16 protein-coding genes are annotated in these 16,980 nt (G+C 68.3%); 4 read left to right on the top strand and 12 right to left on the bottom strand.

The features are described 5' to 3' along the window. Position 1: 1 nt before the first annotated feature. Both AC1RAD_RS30430 and AC1RAD_RS30425 read left to right on the top strand, forming a co-directional pair. On the top strand, positions 2-1,162 hold the full coding sequence (locus AC1RAD_RS30430; protein ID WP_492738847.1) for an acyl-CoA dehydrogenase family protein: 1,161 nt from the start codon (positions 2-4) through the stop codon (positions 1,160-1,162). A 10-nt stretch (positions 1,163-1,172) separates the two neighbouring features. Further along, complete coding sequence (locus tag AC1RAD_RS30425) at positions 1,173-2,534, top strand: MmgE/PrpD family protein (protein WP_492738845.1); 1,362 nt, start codon at positions 1,173-1,175, stop codon at positions 2,532-2,534. 6 nt (positions 2,535-2,540) lie between these two features. Here the strand turns inward: AC1RAD_RS30425 and AC1RAD_RS30420 are convergent, their stop codons facing one another. From AC1RAD_RS30420 to yaaA, 10 genes are all read right to left on the bottom strand, one after another. Then, entirely contained in the window at positions 2,541-3,248 is a 708-nt protein-coding gene (locus AC1RAD_RS30420) for an arylmalonate decarboxylase (protein WP_492738843.1), read from the bottom strand. Position 3,249: 1 nt separating this feature from the next. Continuing rightward, positions 3,250-4,233 (bottom strand): Bug family tripartite tricarboxylate transporter substrate binding protein, encoded by a 984-nt coding sequence (locus AC1RAD_RS30415; RefSeq protein WP_492738842.1) that lies wholly within the window; start codon positions 4,231-4,233, stop codon positions 3,250-3,252. A gap of 100 nt (positions 4,234-4,333) precedes the next feature. Then, positions 4,334-5,488: a mandelate racemase/muconate lactonizing enzyme family protein gene (locus tag AC1RAD_RS30410; RefSeq protein ID WP_159275556.1), complete on the bottom strand. Its 1,155-nt coding sequence runs from the start codon at positions 5,486-5,488 to the stop codon at positions 4,334-4,336. Between the two features lie 115 nt (positions 5,489-5,603). After that, positions 5,604-6,491, bottom strand: coding sequence for a LysR family transcriptional regulator (locus AC1RAD_RS30405; RefSeq protein WP_056572254.1), 888 nt, complete (start codon positions 6,489-6,491; stop codon positions 5,604-5,606). A gap of 13 nt (positions 6,492-6,504) precedes the next feature. Then, positions 6,505-7,395, bottom strand: a complete 891-nt coding sequence (locus AC1RAD_RS30400) for a LysR family transcriptional regulator (protein WP_307586510.1) — start codon at positions 7,393-7,395, stop codon at positions 6,505-6,507. Between the two features lie 95 nt (positions 7,396-7,490). Then, the gene (locus AC1RAD_RS30395) at positions 7,491-8,396 is read right to left on the bottom strand and encodes an SDR family NAD(P)-dependent oxidoreductase (RefSeq protein WP_062479791.1); all 906 of its coding nucleotides are present in this window, start codon (positions 8,394-8,396) and stop codon (positions 7,491-7,493) included. Between the two features lie 142 nt (positions 8,397-8,538). Next, positions 8,539-9,420: an NADPH-dependent 7-cyano-7-deazaguanine reductase QueF gene (queF, locus tag AC1RAD_RS30390; protein WP_492738839.1), complete on the bottom strand. Its 882-nt coding sequence runs from the start codon at positions 9,418-9,420 to the stop codon at positions 8,539-8,541. Beyond that, on the bottom strand, positions 9,417-10,316 hold the full coding sequence (locus AC1RAD_RS30385; RefSeq protein WP_492738837.1) for an alpha/beta fold hydrolase: 900 nt from the start codon (positions 10,314-10,316) through the stop codon (positions 9,417-9,419). The genes queF and AC1RAD_RS30385 overlap by 4 nt, the downstream gene beginning before the upstream one ends. Positions 10,317-10,335: 19 nt before the next feature. Then, positions 10,336-11,178, bottom strand: coding sequence for a 2OG-Fe(II) oxygenase (locus AC1RAD_RS30380; protein ID WP_492738836.1), 843 nt, complete (start codon positions 11,176-11,178; stop codon positions 10,336-10,338). A gap of 153 nt (positions 11,179-11,331) precedes the next feature. Then, positions 11,332-12,117: a peroxide stress protein YaaA gene (yaaA, locus tag AC1RAD_RS30375; protein WP_492738834.1), complete on the bottom strand. Its 786-nt coding sequence runs from the start codon at positions 12,115-12,117 to the stop codon at positions 11,332-11,334. Positions 12,118-12,222: 105 nt separating this feature from the next. Here yaaA and AC1RAD_RS30370 point away from each other — a divergent pair, with 105 nt between their 5' ends. Together AC1RAD_RS30370 and galU are read left to right on the top strand one after the other, a co-directional pair. Then, positions 12,223-15,093 carry a valine--tRNA ligase gene (locus tag AC1RAD_RS30370; protein ID WP_095948708.1) on the top strand — a complete coding sequence of 957 codons (2,871 nt, stop codon included), beginning with the start codon at positions 12,223-12,225 and terminating at the stop codon, positions 15,091-15,093. A gap of 103 nt (positions 15,094-15,196) precedes the next feature. Next, the gene (gene galU / locus AC1RAD_RS30365) at positions 15,197-16,090 is read left to right on the top strand and encodes a UTP--glucose-1-phosphate uridylyltransferase GalU (protein ID WP_070062154.1); all 894 of its coding nucleotides are present in this window, start codon (positions 15,197-15,199) and stop codon (positions 16,088-16,090) included. Between the two features lie 67 nt (positions 16,091-16,157). On the opposite strand, the gene AC1RAD_RS30360 is transcribed toward galU, so the two are convergent. Together AC1RAD_RS30360 and AC1RAD_RS30355 are read right to left on the bottom strand one after the other, a co-directional pair. Beyond that, the gene (locus AC1RAD_RS30360) at positions 16,158-16,385 is read right to left on the bottom strand and encodes a sulfurtransferase TusA family protein (RefSeq protein WP_056572272.1); all 228 of its coding nucleotides are present in this window, start codon (positions 16,383-16,385) and stop codon (positions 16,158-16,160) included. Then, complete coding sequence (locus tag AC1RAD_RS30355; protein WP_056572274.1) at positions 16,375-16,950, bottom strand: NUDIX domain-containing protein; 576 nt, start codon at positions 16,948-16,950, stop codon at positions 16,375-16,377. Before AC1RAD_RS30355 ends, AC1RAD_RS30360 begins: the two co-directional genes overlap by 11 nt. Between the last annotated feature and the right edge of the window lie 30 nt (positions 16,951-16,980).

Below are 16,980 nucleotides of genomic sequence, written 5' to 3'. Positions count from 1 at the left end.
GATGATCGCTACCGACAACCGTTTCCCCGACATCCGCGACGCCGTGCGCGACCTGTGCGCGCAGTTTCCCAACGAGTACTTCCGCAAGGTCGACGAGGCGCGCGCCTACCCCGCCGAATTCGTCGACGCACTCACCCAAGCCGGCTGGATGGCCGCGCTGATTCCGCAGGAATACGGCGGCTCGGGCCTGGGCCTGACCGAAGCCTCGGTGATCATGGAAGAGATCAACCGCTGCGGCGGCAACTCGGGCGCCTGCCACGGCCAGATGTACAACATGGGCACGCTGCTGCGCCACGGCAGCGAGGCGCAAAAGCGCCAGTACCTGCCGAAGATCGCCAGCGGCGAACTGCGCCTGCAATCGATGGGCGTGACCGAGCCGACCACCGGCACCGACACCACGAAGATCAAGACCACCGCCGTGAAGAAGGGCGACCGCTATGTGGTCAACGGGCAGAAGGTGTGGATCTCGCGCATCCAGCATTCGGACCTGATGATTTTGCTGGCGCGCACCACGCCGCTGGCGGACGTGAAGAAGAAGTCGGAAGGCATGTCGATCTTCATCGTCGACCTGCGCGAAGCCATCGGCAAGGGCATGACGGTGCGCCCCATCCTCAACATGGTGAACCACGAGACCAACGAGCTGTTCTTCGAGAACCTCGAGATCCCGGCGGAGAACCTCATCGGCGAGGAAGGCCAGGGCTTCAAGTACATCCTCGACGGCCTGAACGCCGAGCGCACGCTGATCGCGGCCGAGTGCATCGGCGACGGCTACTGGTTCATCGACAAGGTCACGGCCTACACGAAGGACCGCGTGGTGTTCGGCCGCCCCATCGGGCAGAACCAGGGCGTGCAGTTCCCGATTGCCGAAGCCTTCATCGAGACCGAGGCCGCGAACCTGATGCGCTACGAGGCCTGCCGCCTGTTCGACGCGCGCCAGCCCTGCGGCGCGCAGGCCAACATGGCGAAGTACCTCGCGGCCAAGGCGAGCTGGGAGGCGGCCAACGCCTGCCTGCAGTTCCACGGCGGCTTCGGCTTTGCGTGCGAATACGACATCGAACGCAAGTTCCGCGAGACGCGGCTGTACCAGGTGGCGCCGATCTCGACCAACCTCATCCTGAGCTACGTCGCCGAACACATGCTCGGCCTGCCCCGTTCGTTCTGAAGGACTTCACATGAACGCCATCGACCACCCCAGCAAGGTGCTCGCGACCTTCGCGGCCGAGCTGAAGTTCGCCGACATTCCCGCGCCCGTGCTGCGCCGCACCGAAGACCTGATGCTCGACTGGCTCGGCTCGGTGCTCGCGGCCCGCACGGCACGGCCGATACGCAGCATCGAGCGCTTCGCGCAGATGATGGGCCCCGCCGACGGCCCGAGCGAAATCCTCACTTCGCGGCGCACCAGCTCCCCGCTGTTCGCAGCGCTGGTCAACGCGGCGGCCTCGCACTACGTGGAGCAGGACGACGTGCACAACGGCTCGGTGTTCCACCCGGCCGCCGTGGTCATCGCACCCGCACTCGCAGTGGCACAGAGCCTCGGCGCCAGCGGCGCGCAGCTGCTGACGGCCGTGGTCGCGGGCTACGAGGTGGGCATCCGCGTCGGCGAGTTCCTGGGCCGGTCGCACTACCGCACCTTCCACACCACGGCGACGGCGGGCACGCTCGCGGCGGCCGCGGCGGTGGGCCGCCTGCTCGAACTGTCGCCGCACCAGATGCTGCATGCCTTCGGCTCGGCCGGCACGCAGTCGGCCGGTGTGTGGGAGTTCCTGCGCGACGCGGCCGACTCGAAGCAGCTGCACTGCGCGCACGCGGCGGCCAGCGGGTTGATGTCGGCCTACCTCGCGCAGGACGGCTTCACGGGCGCGGCGAAGATCCTCGAAGGTGCGCAGGGGCTGGGCGTGGGCATGTCGAGCGACGCCGATCCGGCCAAGCTCACCGACGGCCTGGGCACGCGCTGGACGCTGGCCGAGACCTCGTTCAAGTACCACGCCTCCTGCCGCCACACGCACCCGGCCGCCGACGCGCTGCTGCAGGTGATGGAACAGAACAAGCTCCAACCGGCGGACGTGTCCCGGGTCACGACCCACGTGCACCAGGGCGCCATCGACGTGCTGGGCCGCGTGACGGTGCCCGCCACGGTGCACCAGGGCAAGTTCTCGATGGGCACGGTGCTGGGCCTCATCGCGGTGCACGGTCGCGCGGGCCTGGGCGAGTTCGACCGCGACTTTCTCTCGCCCGAGGTCTCGGCCTTCCGCGAGAAGGTGACGATGGCGCTGGACGACGAAGTCGACACCGCCTACCCCGCGCGCTGGATCGGCAAGGTCAGTGTGCACACGGCCGACGGCCGCACGCTGGCCGGCCGCGTCGACGAGCCCAAGGGCGACCCCGGCAACAGCCTGAGCCGCGCCGAGATCGAGGACAAGATGCAGCGCCTGGCGCACTACGGCGAAGGCGCGACGGCCGACGAAGCGAAGGCGCTGTGCGAGCGCGTCTGGCAGCTGGCCGGCACGGCCCGCGTGGGGCGCTGGCTCGGCTGAGGCCGTTCAGGCGAACAGCCGGCCCTGCCCCGGCGAGCGCGCATCGAGCCCGGCGGTGCGCACGAGGTCCCAGAAGCCCGCGGGCGAACTGGACACCACGGGCACCCGCAGGCGCGCCTCGACCTCGCGCACGGCATCGAGCGTGACGAGGCCGCCGCACGAGATCAGGAGGCCGTCGGCGCCGGGCTGGTCTTCGAACACCTTCAGGCACAGGTCGACCAGCACCTCGGTCGACACCTGGCCCACGGCCTGCACGTCGGAGATGGCCAGGCCTTCGAGCGCGAGCGGTTCGAAGTCGCTCTGTTCGAGGTAGGTGCGCAGCTGCGTGTTGACCTCGTCGATGTAGGCGGTGGCGACGGCCACGCGCCGCACCTTCAGGTGGCGCAGGCCCGCGAGGATGGCGTCGCTCATCGTCGTGCAGGGCAGGCCCGTGGCCTGCGCCATCTCGCGCTTCAATTGGCGGGTGAAGGCAACGCCGCGAAAGAAGCTCAGCGAGGTGCCCATGAGGGAGACGGCGCTCGCGCCCTCTTCCTTCAGCGCCAGCGCCTTGCCGATGACCGAGTCGATCACCTCGGTGTAGCCGCGCGTGGAGATTTCGCCGAGGCCCAGGCCCTTGGCACTGAAGCGGATGCGGTCGCCGTAGAGCAGCGGGCCGTCGACCGGCACGGCGCCGGCTGCGGGCGGAACGATGAGGCCGAGATGGGGCTGTGTCACCTCAGTTCCCCTCCGCCACGATGCGCTGGTCCGTGATGATGCGTTTCCATCGCGTCGTTTCCTCCGCCATGTCCTTGCCCAGCTGGGCCGGCGTGGCGTAGGCGCGCAGCGTGCCTTGGGCGGCGGCGGCCGTGCCCGTCTCGGGCATATCGAGCACGGTCTTCACGGCGGCCGAGAGCTTGTCGACCACGTCGTTGGGCGTGCCCGCCGGTGCGAGCAGGAAGATGCGCGGCGCGACGTCGAAGCCGGGCAGCGCCTCGGCCAGCGGCGCCACGCCTTCGGCGCCTTCGAGCTTGGCGTTGTTCAACAGCGCGAGCGCGCGCAGCTTGCCGGCCTTCGACTGCGCCATCGCGGCGGTGGCGCTCACCACGCCCAGTGGCACCTGGCCGCCGACCACGTCGGGCACGATCTGCGCCGCACCCCGGTACGGCACATGCACCACGAACGCGCTGGTGGATTGCTTGAGCATCTCGAAGCCCAGGTGCTGCACGGTGCCCACGCCCGACGACGCGTAGGAATAGCGGCCCGGATGCGCCTTGAGTTCCTTGACGAGCTCGGCGGGCGTCTTGGCGGGAAAGTCGTTACCCGCGACGATCATCAGCGGCGACACGAAGGCGCCGGCCACGGGCTTGAAGCTGGTCAGCGGATCGATCGCGATCTTCGGCTGCAGCAGCTTGGCGATGAGCAAGGCGCTGTCGCCCATCATCAGCGTGTAGCCGTCGGGCGGTGCCTTGGCGACGAGGTCGGCCGCGATGAGGCCGGTGGCGCCGGTGCGGTTCTCGACCAGCACCTGCTGGCCCAGCACCGCGGGCAGGCGCGCGCTGAGCATGCGCGCCACCGCGTCGACACCGCCGCCGGCCGAGTAGCCGACGACGATGCGGATGGGCTTGTCGGGAAACTTCTGCGCCCACGCGGCGGGTGCGGCGGCCAGCAGGCCGGCCAGGGCCAGGGCGGCCTGCAGGGCATGCCGGCGCGATGGCCGCATGGCGTCTGTTCTTCTGTCGTTCATTTTGTCTCCGTGGTGGTCGGGATGCGCCGGCCGTCTGCGCGGCCTGGGCGTGGTCGGAAGTGTCGTCGGGTGGCGCTCAGGCCTTGCCTTTCCCGTGCGAGGTCGGCAGCTTCGCGAGCTCGCGCACGCGCTCGGCATTGGGCGTGAAGCCCAGCCCCGGCGCTTCGGGCAGCGTGAGCCAGCCCTGGTCGGGCACGGGCAGGCCGTCGAAGATCTGCTTGAGCATCTGCACCGCGACGTAGTGGTACTCGACCAGCCCGCCGTTGGACACGCCCGCGTGCAGGTGCATGTTGTGGAAGGGCCAGGCGCCGCCGTTGTCGATGGGCACGTTGAAGGCCGCGGCCATGCCCGCGATCTTCAGGCACTGCGAATAGCCGCCCGAGATGGTCACGTTGGGCTGCAGCACGTCGGCCGCCTGGTTCACCAGCAGGTCGCGAAAGCGGAAGGCCAGGCCCTCGTTCTGCCCGCAGGCCAGCGGAATGCGCGTGCGTGCGCGCAGCTGGGCCATCTGGCGCACGTCGTTCTGCGTGAGCGGCTCCTCGAAAAAGCTGATGCCGTAGGGCTCGATGCGGTGCGCGAGTTCGGTGGCATGGAACAGGTCGAGGCCGCAGTTGGCGTCGACGTACAGCTTGACGTCGGGGCCCACGGCCTCGCGCACGGCGGCCACGCGGCGCACGTCTTCGGCAATGACCTCGTCGAGCGGGCGCGGCTCGTCGCGGCGCGCCAGCGCGTGGTTGCCCACGGTCATCTTCAGGCGCTGGAAGCCCTGCGACACCCACAGCTTGGCGGCGGCGGCGAGCTGGTCGCGCTCGAAGAAGCCGAAGCCGAAGGTGGCGTACACCGGCACCTTGGCGCGCGCGCCGCCGAACAGGCGCCACAGCGGCTGGCCCAATGCCTTGCCCTTCAAGTCCCACAGCGCGATGTCGAGCGCGGCGATGGCGTGGCTCGCGTAGCCGGTCTGGCCGCGCGGCGAGAGCAGCCAGTAGAGCTTCTCCCACAGGCGCTCGGTGGCCATCGGGTCTTCGCCGATCAGCGCGGGGCCGGCCACTTCGCGCACGGCGGCGGCAATGATCTCTTCTTCAGTGATGGCCGTCATGCCGTGGCCGACGAGGCCGGTGTCGGTTTCGATCTCGGTGAGGCACAGCGACAGCGAGGTCTGCTTGTTCAGGCCGACCACGTCGATGGTCACGGGAATGTTCAGCGGCGTGGCGCTGACGCGGATGATCTTCAAGGGTGTCTCCTTTGGTGTGCCCGCATCTTTGCGCGAGGGCCGCAGGAGAACAATTCGTTTTTGGCGAGTTCGAGCCTTCGCGCGACGCGAAGGCTCGCCGCCCGATGGCCTCAGCTCAGTCGGGACGGCCGAGGTGTTCGAGCACCGAGCGCGCGGCGGCCGTGAGCTCCTGCTGGCGGCGCACGCACAGCAGGTGGCGGCGTAGCGCCCAGGGCGCATCGAGCTTGAGGCAGCGCAGCTTGAGGATCTGCAGCTGCGGCAGGATGGCCGCATAGGGCAGCACGCCGATGCCCACGCCCTGCTCCACCATGCGGCAGACCATGTCGAAGCTGCCCACCTGCATGCGCACCTTGAGCGGCACCTGGGCCTCGAGCGCGGCGGCCAGCAGCACGCGGTGCAGCGCCGTGCCTTCGCGCACCACGATATGGTCGTGACGCAGCACCTCCTGCACGTCGATGCGCTTGCGGCGCGCCAGCGGGTGGTCGCGCGCGACCACCACGGCCAGCTCGTCGGTGCGGTAGGGCAGGCATTCGAGGCCGTCGGCGGGCGTCTGGCCCTCGATCACGCCGATGTCGGCGAGGCCGGCCTGCACGGCCTTCACCACCTCGGTGCTGGCGCGCTCCTGCAGGTCGATCTTGAGCACCGGATGCAGGCGCAGGAACGAACCGATCTGCGCCGGCAAGAACTGCGCGATGGTCGAGGCATTGGCCGTGATGCTGACCACGCCCGCCACGCCGTTCTGGAAATCGTCGAGCTCGGCGCCGAGCCGGTCCATGGCCGAGAGCACGGCGCGCGCATGCAGGAGAAGCCCATGGCCGGCCGAGGTGAGCGTGACGCCGCGCGCATGGCGCACCAGCAGCGGCAGCCGGGCGCGGGCTTCGAGGTCGGAGATGCGCTTGCTGGCGGCGGCCAGCGCGATGTGGCAGCGCTTGGCGCCTTCGCTGATGCTGCCGTGGTCGGACACGGCCACGAACAGGCGCAGCGATTTCAGGTCGGCGGACATGGCCCGTCGTGCCTCAGACCAGGGTGAGGTGGTCGAACAGCTCGCGCGCGGAGGCCGGCAACTGCTCGCGGTTGCGCGCGATGAGCTTGAGCTCGCGTTCGGCCCATGCGTCGCTGAGCGCCACGGTCGAGATGCGCATGGCCATCGACAGCCGGTGCGCCGACGACGACGGCAGCACGCCGACGCCCACGCCCGCTTCGATCATCAGGCAGATGGCCTCGAAGCTGCTCACCTGGATGCGCGGGTTGAAGCCACGCCCCGCGAGTTCGGCGCGGCGCTGCAGAAAGCGGTGGATCGCGCTGCCGTGGTGCAGGCCCACGTGCTGCTCATCGAGCGTGTCGGCAAAGGCCACCGACGACGCGCCCGCCAGCGGGTGCGTGGGCGGCACCACCAGCACGAGTTGGTTGCGCCCGAACGGGCGCGCATCGAACTCGCCGGTGTGCACGTCGCCCGCGAGGATGCCGATGTCGGCCTCGCCGTCGGCCACGGCGCGCACGATTTCTTCGCTCAGGTATTCGCGCAGGTCGACCTGCACGGCTGGATGCTGCGTGAGAAAACCCGCGAGCTTCTGCGGCAGGTACTCGGTGATCGAGGTGGTGTTGGCGAACACGCGCACATGGCCCTTGATGCCCTTGCCGAAGTCCTGCATGTCGCAGCGCAGGTGCTCCATCTGCTGCATCACGCGCTTGGCGTGGTACAGCACCGCCTGCCCTGCCGCTGTGAGGCTCACACCCTGCGCACTGCGGTGCAGCAGCTTGCCGCCCACCGCCTCTTCCATCTGCTTGATGCGCGTGGACGCGGCGGCCAGCGAGATGCAGGCCTTCTCGGCGCCGCGCGTGAGGCTGCGCGCGTCCGCCACGTAGACGAACAGTTTCAGGTCGAACAGGTCGAAGTGCAGGTTCACCGGGCAGGCACGAAGGAAGCGGGAGGAACGCGCATTGTCCGGCGAACGGCGTCGCCTGCAGCCGCTTGCGGGTTTGTCCTCATGCCCTCATGTCTTCAGACCGGGTCCCAGCTGAACACGTCGGCCGAGCGGTCCAGCGGGAAGAAACTGGCGCGCATCGCGGGCATGGCGTGCTCGGCGATGCTCTCGGGCGTCCAGCCTTCGGAGCGGTGTATGGAGCGCACCGGGCGCGGCTGGCTGATGAGCGAGATCTCGTTGTTGCGCACCGAGAAGATCTGCCCGTTCACGGCCGCCGCCGCATCGCTCGCCAGGTACACCGCGAGCGGCGCCACCTTGGCGGGCGTCATCTGCTTGATCTTGTCGACGCGGGCGCGCTGCTCGTCGGTGTCGGTGGGAATGGCGCCGATCATGCGGCTCCAGGCGAAGGGCGCGATGCAGTTGGAGCGCACGTTGAACTTGAGCATGTCCAGCGCGATGGACTTCGACAGCGCCGCGATGCCGAGCTTGGCCGCCGCGTAGTTGGCCTGGCCGAAGTTGCCGATCAGGCCCGAGGTGGAGGTCATGTGCACCAGCGCGCCCGAATTCTGTTCCTTGAAGTGCGTCGCGGCCGCGCGGCTCACGAAGTAGGCGCCGTACAGGTGCACCTTGATCACCGCGTCCCACTCGTCGACCGACATCTTGTGGAAGAACCGGTCGCGCAGGATGCCCGCGTTGTTCACCACCGCATCGATGCGCCCGAAGCTGTCGACCGCACATTCCACGATGCGCCCGGCGCTCGCGGCATCGGCCACGCTGTCGGTGTTGGGCACCGCCTCGCCACCTGCCGCGCGGATTTCCTCGACCACCTGCTGCGCCGGCCCGGCACTGCCGCCCGCCCCATCGAGCCCCGCGCCGATGTCGTTGACCACCACCTTCGCGCCATGCCGCGCCATCGCGAGCGCAATGTCGCGCCCGATGCCGCCGCCCGCGCCGGTGACGACGATCACTTTGCCTTCAACCATGTGTCTTGCCTCTGCTTCGGATGTTCGTTCGCCCGCGAGTTCGCGGGGGAATTTCAGAATGCCACAGGGGGCCGCCTGCGAGTTCAGGAATTCCGAAGAGGGGCTTAAGCGGCGGCAGCGCGCGACCGCCCGCGGGTGGCCGTTACTGCCGCGCCGTACGGATGTTCGCCGGCAGCGCCTGCGGCCAGCTCGTGCGGAACGGGTTGATGTCCAGCCCGCCGCGCCGCGTGTAGCGCGCATACACCGCGAGCTTGGTCGGCTGGCACTGGCGCCAGATGTCCGTGAACATGCGTTCGGCGCAGGGCTCGTGGAATTCGTTGTGGTTGCGAAAGCTCACGATGTACGCCAGCAGGCCGGCCTGGTCGATGGGCGGGCCGCTGTAGCGGATCTGCACGCTGCCCCAGTCGGGCTGGCCGGTGACGAGGCAGTTGCTCTTCAGAAGCCGGCTGGTGAGGGTCTCGTTCACGTGCACCTGCGTCGTGTCGCTGCTCAGCAGCTCGGGCGCGGGCTGGTAGTGGGTGCATTCGATGTCGAGGCGGTCGAGGTCCAGGCCGTCGATCTCGTGCACGGGCTCGCGGTCGAACAGGTCGGGCGTGAGCAGCTTCACGCCGATGCCGGCCGACTGGTCGCTGCCGCGCCATGCGGCTTCGGAGAGGTCGGTGCGCAGGTGCTCGCGCACGGCATCGATGCTGGCGAAGGTGCTGTTGTTGAAGCTGTTGAGGTACAGCTTGAACGACTTGCTCTCGATGATGTTGGGCGTTTCGCAGGGAATGGTGAAGTGCGCGATGGCCACCTGCGGCTTGCCGCGCGGGTTCAGCCAGCTCAGCTCGAACGCGGTCCAGAGGTCGGCGCCGAAGAAAGGCAAGGCGCCGGCCTGGATGCCCATGGCTTCGCGCTGCGTGGTGCGTGCGATGGGGAACAGCAGCGACGGGTCGTAGGTGTCGGCGTAGGCCGAGGCGCGGCCGAGCTGCGACTGTTCGGGGGTGTTGGGGTTCGTGTTGGGGTTGGTCGGGTCGTGGCTCATGGGGCGGTTCCGGCATCCGCCGCGTGTGCGAACGGAGCGATGTGGTGGGCGAGGATCGTGCAGACCTCGGGCGGCAGGTCGTGGCCCATGCCGGGCACGGCGATGAAGGTCGCCCCAGGAATGCGCTGCGCCGAATCGCGGCCGCAGGCGATGGGCACGAGCGCGTCGGCGTCGCCGTGCAGCACCAGCGTCGGGCGCTGGATGCGCGCCAGCACCTGCGGGCGGTCGTCGTCGGCGCCGATGGCGAGCATCTGGCGCATCAGGCCGGCCGGGTGGTAGGCGCGGCGCATGCTGAAGGTGAGGCGCGTGGCCAGTTGCTCGTCGGTCTGCGGGTAGGCCGGGCTCTGGATGAGCCGCAGCAGCTTGATGCTGTGCGCGACCAGCGCGGCCTCGTCGTGGCTGCGCGGGCGCCGCATGAGCATGGCCCCGACCTCGCGGCGCGGGCCCGGCAGGCCGCGCGCGCCGCTGGAGCTCATGATGCTCACGAGGCTGGCAGTGCGCTCGGGCGCGGTGGCGGCGATGCGCTGGGCGATCATGCCGCCCATCGAGGCGCCGACGATGTGGGCGCGGGCAATGCCCAGCGCGTCGAGCACGCCGAGCGAATCGAGCGCCATGTCCTGCAGCGTGTAGGCGCTGCGCACCTTCAGTCCGATGCGGTGGCGGATGGTTTCCCACACGAGGTTGCCGATGCCGAGGTGGTCAAAGCCCTGGCTCAGGCCGATGTCGCGGTTGTCGTGGCGCACCACGCGAAAGCCCGCATCGACCAGCTGCTGCACGAAGCCGTCGGGCCACGCGACCAGCTGCATGCCCAGCCCCATGATCAGCAGGATGACGGGGCGCCCTTCGCCGCCGGTGTCGTCGACTTCGATCTGCAGGCCGTTGGCGGTGACTTTCATCGGGTCCTTGTTTTTCTTTTTACTTGAACTCGCGCTCGCGCAGCCACTTGGTGGCGACCCATTTCTCGCCCGCGAGCACCGGCGCGCCGCCGTGCAGCGTGCGGGTGGCGGGGTCGGGCCGGTCGTAGCTGAAGAAGACGCCGGTGCCACGCACCGGGGCCACTTCGAGCCCGATGTCGGGGAAGGTGGTGGCGCCGCCCTGCTCGGGCTCCTGCAGGTACATCACGAGCGTGGCCACGCGCTGGCCGCCGCGCTTGAGGATGGTGGGCGTGCCGGGCTCGTGCGGGTCGAAGTAGTCGTAGTGCGGGCGGTACTGCGCGCCGGGCGCGTAGCGCAGGATCTGCAGGCCCTCGCCGTACTCGAGCGGCCAGCGCAGCAGCATGGCCAGGCGCTGTTCGAGGCGCGCGACGATCTCGTTCTCGCCGCGCTCGAAGAACATGCCGTCGCTGGTGCGGTCGACGTTGAGCACCTCGCCGCCGGTGCGGGTCTCGACGGTGAGCGATCGCGCCAGCCGCACGCGCGCGGCGGCGATCAGGCCTTCGCATTCCTCGACCGACAGCAGGTTGCCGAACACCACGACGCGCGGATGCCGCACGGTCTGCAGCACCTGCACGCGGCGGTCGCCGGCGTCGAGGTACAGCGGCGCGCCGTCCAGGTCGGGGCCGGGCATCTCGGTGCGGGTCGGCGCCAGGGCCGCCTCGACATCGGGGAAACCGGCCTCCAGCTGGGCCAACGCGAGGTCGGTGGCGGCATCCTGCCAGCCGGCCGCCCGCATCGACATGCGCAACGCGGGCACCGAATGGCCGGCCGCGAGCTGGGCCACCAGCCATTCGCGCAGTTCCGGACTGATCGCTTGGGACATGTCAGTGCTCCTCCACTCTGCAATGAGACCCGCAACACATGACTCCACGCAGTTCTTCGCCAGAAACACCGCGGAACCGGCTTTGCCGGGCCGCTGGTGTTGCCCCCTGGAAGGGGGTTGGCGAAGCGACACGAAGTGCGCGCAGCCTGGGGGTCATGCTAGCTTTCTTCTGAACACCAGCCTTTCGGCTGTCGACACATCGGCGTCGAAACCATAACCCTCGAGGTCGAATTTTTCCAGCGCCTTGGGCGTGGCCGCCTGGTGCAGCACGGCCCAGCGCGCCAGCAGGCCGCGGGCGCGCTTGGCGAAGAAGCTCACGATCTTGTACTTGTCGCCCTTCCACTCCTGGAACACGCATTCGACCACGCGCGCCTTGAGCACCTTCTGGTCGACCGACTTGAAGTACTCCTGCGAGGCGACGTTGATGACGACCGGCGTGCGGTCGGCCGCCAGGCGCTCGTTCAGGTGCTCGGCGATGCGCGAGCCCCAGAAGGCGTACAGGTCCTTGCCGTGGCGGTTGGCCAGCGCGGTGCCCATTTCGAGCCGGTAGGGCTGCAGGCGGTCCAGCGGGCGCAGCAGGCCGTACAGGCCGCTCAGGATGCCCACATGGTCCTGGGCCCAGGCAAGCTGGGCGGGCGTGAGGCTGCGGGCGTCGAAACCGCCGTAGACGTCGCCGTCGAAGGCGAAGGCGGCCTGGCGGGCGTTCTTGTCGGTGCTCTTGGACGACCAGGCGGCGTAGCGGGCCACGTTGAGGGCCGAGAGCTTGTCCGACAGGTGCATCAGCTCGGCGATGTCCTGGGGCGACTTCTCGCGCAAGAGCTTGATGAGTTCGACCGAGGGGCCGCGCGGGGCTTCGAAATGGGGTTGGGTGGCGGGGGTTTCGGAGGGGACGGGGGTGTCGTAGTCGAGCGACTTCGCGGGGGAAAGCAGGAACAGCATCAGTCGATTATGTGGGGCTGGGGTTTCCCCGGGCCGCCCCGGTAAAATCCCGGGCAATCCCACCCTGTCACCAACGGCACCCGAGGGTGCCGTTTTGCATTCCCCATGAGCGAACCTACCTCCCAGCCCGGCCTCGAGAGCCTGTCCAAATCGTTCGAACCCGCCGCCATCGAGGCGCACTGGGGCCCGGAATGGGAGCAGCGCGGCTACGCCAAGGCGGGCTTCCGCGGCACGCAGCAGCCCAAGGAAGGCGCCGAGTCGTTCGCGATCCAGCTGCCGCCGCCCAACGTCACGGGCACGCTGCACATGGGCCATGCGTTCAACCAGACGATCATGGACAGCCTCACGCGCTACCACCGCATGAAGGGCGCCAACACGCTGTGGGTGCCGGGCACCGACCACGCGGGCATCGCCACCCAGATCGTGGTGGAGCGCCAGCTGCAGGAACAGAAGGTCAGCCGCCACGACCTGGGCCGCAAGAATTTCGTGGCGCGCGTGTGGGAGTGGAAGGAAAAGTCGGGCAGCACCATCACCGAGCAGATGCGCCGCATGGGCGACACGGTCGACTGGAGCCGCGAGTACTTCACGATGGACGACGACCTCTCGAAGGTGGTCACGCACACCTTCGTGAAGCTGTATGAGGAGGGCCTGATCTACCGCGGCAAGCGCCTGGGCAACTGGGACCCGGTGCTCAAGACCTCGGTGAGCGACCTGGAAGTCGAGAGCGAGGAAGAAGACGGCTCGCTCTGGCACATCGCCTACCCGCTGGAAGACGGCAGCGGCACGCTCACGGTGGCCACCACGCGCCCCGAGACCATGCTCGGCGACACGGCCGTGATGGTCCACCCCGAAGACGAGCGCTACAAGCACCTGATCGGCCAGCGCGTGAAGCTGCCGCTGGTGGACCGGCTGATTCCCATCATTGCCGACGACTACGTCGACAAGGAATTCGGCACCGGCGTGGTCAAGGTGACGCCCGCGCACGACTACAACGACTATGCCGTGGGCCAGCGTCACAAGCTCGAGGTGATCGGCATCCTGACGCTGGACGCGACCATCAACGACAACGCGCCTGAAAAATACCGCGGCATGGACCGCTTCGTGGCGCGCAAGGCCATCGTGGCCGACCTGGAGGCGCTCGGCCTGCTGGTCGAGGTGAAGAAGCACCGCCTCATGGTGCCGCGCTGCGCGCGCTCGGGCGCCGTCGTCGAGCCCATGCTCACCGACCAGTGGTACGTGGCCATGACGCGCCCCGGTGCCGACGGCCAGTCGATCGCGCAGAAGGCCATCGACGTCGTGAAGTCGGGCGAAGTGCGCTTCGTGCCCGAGAACTGGGTCAACACCTACAACCACTGGATGGAGAACATCCAGGACTGGACGATTTCGCGCCAGCTCTGGTGGGGCCACCAGATTCCCGCCTGGTACGACGAAGACGGCAAGGTGTACGTGGCCGAGACCGAAGCCGAGGCGCAGGCCAAGGCACCGGGCAAGACGCTCACGCGCGACGAAGACGTGCTCGACACCTGGTACTCGTCGGCGCTGGTGCCCTTCTCGTCGCTGGGCTGGCCCGAGAAGACGCAGGACCTGGCGCTGTACCTGCCTTCGACCGTGCTCGTGACGGGCTACGACATCATCTTCTTCTGGGTCGCCCGGATGATCATGATGACCAAGCACTTCATGGGCACTGTGCCGTTCAAGGACGTGTACATCCACGGCCTGGTGCGCGACGCCCAGGGCAAGAAGATGAGCAAGTCGGAAGGCAACGTGCTCGACCCGGTCGACCTGATCGACGGCATCGAGCTGCCCGCGCTGCTCGACAAGCGCACCCAAGGCCTGCGCAAGCCCGAGACCGCACCGGCGGTGCGCAAGAACACGCAGAAGGAATTCCCGGAGGGCATTCCGGCCTTCGGCGCCGATGCGCTGCGCTTCACCTTCGCTTCGCTGGCTTCGCTCGGCCGCAGCATCAACTTCGACTCGAAGCGCTGCGAGGGCTATCGCAACTTCTGCAACAAGCTGTGGAACGCCACGCGCTTCGTGCTGATGAACTGCGAAGGCCAGGACTGCGGCCTGCTGGAGCACACCAAGGAAGACTGCCAGGTCGGCGGCAAGGCGCACGGCTACCTGAAGTTCAGCCGCGCCGACTTCTGGATCGTCTCGCAGCTGCAGCGCGTCGAGGCCGAAGTGGCCAAGGGCTTCGAGGAATACCGCCTGGACAACGTGGCCAACGCGATCTACCAGTTCGCCTGGGACGAGTTCTGCGACTGGTACCTCGAGATCGCCAAGGTGCAGATCCAGACCGGCGACGACGCGCAAAAGCGCGCCACGCGCCGCACGCTGATCCGCGTGCTCGAGGCGCTGCTGCGCCTGGCGCACCCGATCATTCCGTTCATCACCGAAGAGCTGTGGCAGAAGGTGTCGAAGGTCGCGGGCCGCGAAGGCGCGTCGATCATGATCGCGGCCTACCCGCAGAGCCAGCCGGAGAAGATCGACGAAGCCGCCGAGGCGCATGTGGCGCGCCTGAAGGCGCTGGTCGACGCCTGCCGCACGCTGCGCGGCGAGATGAACGTGTCGCCCGCCACGCGCCTGCCGCTGTACGCGGTGGCCGACGACGCCGAGGGCGCGGCCTTCCTGCGCGACGCGGCCCCGGTGCTGCAGGCGCTGGCCAAGCTCAAGGAAGTGAAGGTGTTCGACGACGAGGCCTCGTGGCAGGCTGCCGCCGAAGCGGCGCCCGTGGCGGTGGTGGGCGCGGCGCGCCTGTGCCTGCACATGGAGATCGACAAGGCGGCCGAGAAGCTGCGCATCGGCAAGGAAATTGCACGCATCGAGGGCGAGATCGCCAAGGTGCACGGCAAGCTCGGCAACGAGGCCTTCGTGGCCAAGGCGCCGCCCGCCGTGATCGAACAGGAGCGCACGCGCCTGGTCGATTTCACCGCCACGCTGGAGCGCCTGCGCGACCAGCTTGTGCGCCTCGGCTGACAGACGCGGCCCGGGTGGGGGACTAGGATTTGGTCATCGGCTTCGCGCTGTCACCATCCTCATCCCTCTCCTTTTTCCTGCATCCAACGACACTGAACTGCCCATGTCCACTTCTTCCCCGACGCGCATCCGCAAGGCCGTATTCCCTGTTGCAGGCTTCGGCACCCGCTTTCTGCCGGCCACCAAGGCCCAGCCGAAGGAAATGCTGCCAGTCGTCGACAAGCCGCTGATCCAGTACGCCGTCGAAGAAGCCTATGCCGCGGGCATCCGCGACATGATTTTTGTGACCGGGCGCAACAAGCGCGCGATCGAAGACCACTACGACACCGCCTACGAGCTCGAAAGCCAGCTCGAAGCCAGCGGCAAGGACGCGCTGCTTGAAATCGCCCGTTCGGTGTCGCCCGACGACATGACCTGCTCGTACGTGCGCCAGCCGCGCATGCTGGGCCTGGGCCACGCCGTGCTGTGTGCCGAGCACCTCGTGGGCAACGAGCCCTTCGCCGTGCTGCTGGCGGACGACCTGATGGTCGGCCCTGTCGGTGGCCAGCCGGTGCTGGCGCAGATGACCGAAGTCTTCGCGCGCCTGGGCGCCTCGGTGCTGGCCGTGCAAGAGGTGCCTCTGGAGCACGTCAAGCGCTACGGCATCGTGGCCGGCGAGAACGTGGAAGACGGCCTCGTGAAAGTCAACCGCATGGTCGAGAAGCCCAAGCCCGAAGACGCGCCCTCGCGCCTGGGCGTGGCCGGCCGCTACATCCTCACGCCCGGCGTGTTCGACGAGATCCGCAACCAGCCCAAGGGCGCGGGCGGCGAGATCCAGCTGACCGACGGCATCGCCGCGCTGATGAAGAAGGAATCGGTCTACGCCTACTCGTACAAGGGCATCCGCTACGACTGCGGCAGCAAGGAAGGCTTCCTGCAGGCCTCGGTGGAGCTGGCGCTGGCGCACCCTGAAGTGGGCGCGCAGTTCCGCGAGTACCTCAAGAGCCTGAAGCTCTGAGGGCGCTGCAAAGCGCTGAAAACAAAAGGGGCCGCGAGGCCCCTTTTTCTTTTGCCGGTTGCCGACGCTAGCGCCGCTTCAGCACGTGGATGAAGTCGCTGCCCACGGTCTCCTGCGCCACCAGTTCGTTGCCGGTCTGGCGCGCAAAGGCCTGAAAGTCGCGCACCGAGCCCGGGTCGGTCGACACCACCTTCAGCAGCTGGCCGCTCGCCATGTCGTTGAGCGATTTTTTCGCCTTCAGGATCGGCAGCGGGCAGTTGAGGCCGCGCGTGTCGATTTCGCGGTCAACTTGCATTGCCAGGCTCCGGCGGCAGGTTCAGGCCGCGGCGACGCTCTTCGTTCTCGGCCGCAGTGAAGAACACCGGCTCGTGGCCGCGCGTGCGCAGCCAGTCGGCCAGCGCATAGCCGGTGCCGGCGGGCCAGCAACGCAGGTCGGGCAGGTCGTAGAGGCGGTAGTCCACCAGCTCGGGCGAGAGCTTCACCTCGCCGTCGGCCACCACGTGGTACGCGATGATGATCTGGTTCATGCGCTGGAAGTCGTAGGCCCCGACGAGCTTGGCGGCGCTGACGTCCAGGTTGGTTTCTTCCTTGACCTCGCGCGCGATGCCCTCCTCGGGCGTCTCGCCGGCCTCCATGAAGCCGGTGATGAGCGCGAACATCTTGCCCGGCCAGGCCGCATTGCGCGCCAGCAGCACCTGGCCGCGGTACTCGACGATGGCCGCCAGCACGGGCGTGGGGTTGTTCCAGTGCGTGTGGCCGCAGTTGGGGCAGCGCAGGCGCTCCTTGGGACCGCCGTCTTCCATCAACGCGATCCATTCGAGCGGGGTGGCGCAGGCCTGGCAGAACTTGGGGTGGGGCATGGGAAGTCTCTGTTCTTTTTCTCGGGCGTG

The sequence above is a fragment of the Variovorax sp. GW823-FHT04B03 genome (genome assembly GCF_058796495.1).
This window is presented reverse-complemented; position numbering and strand designations above follow the sequence as displayed.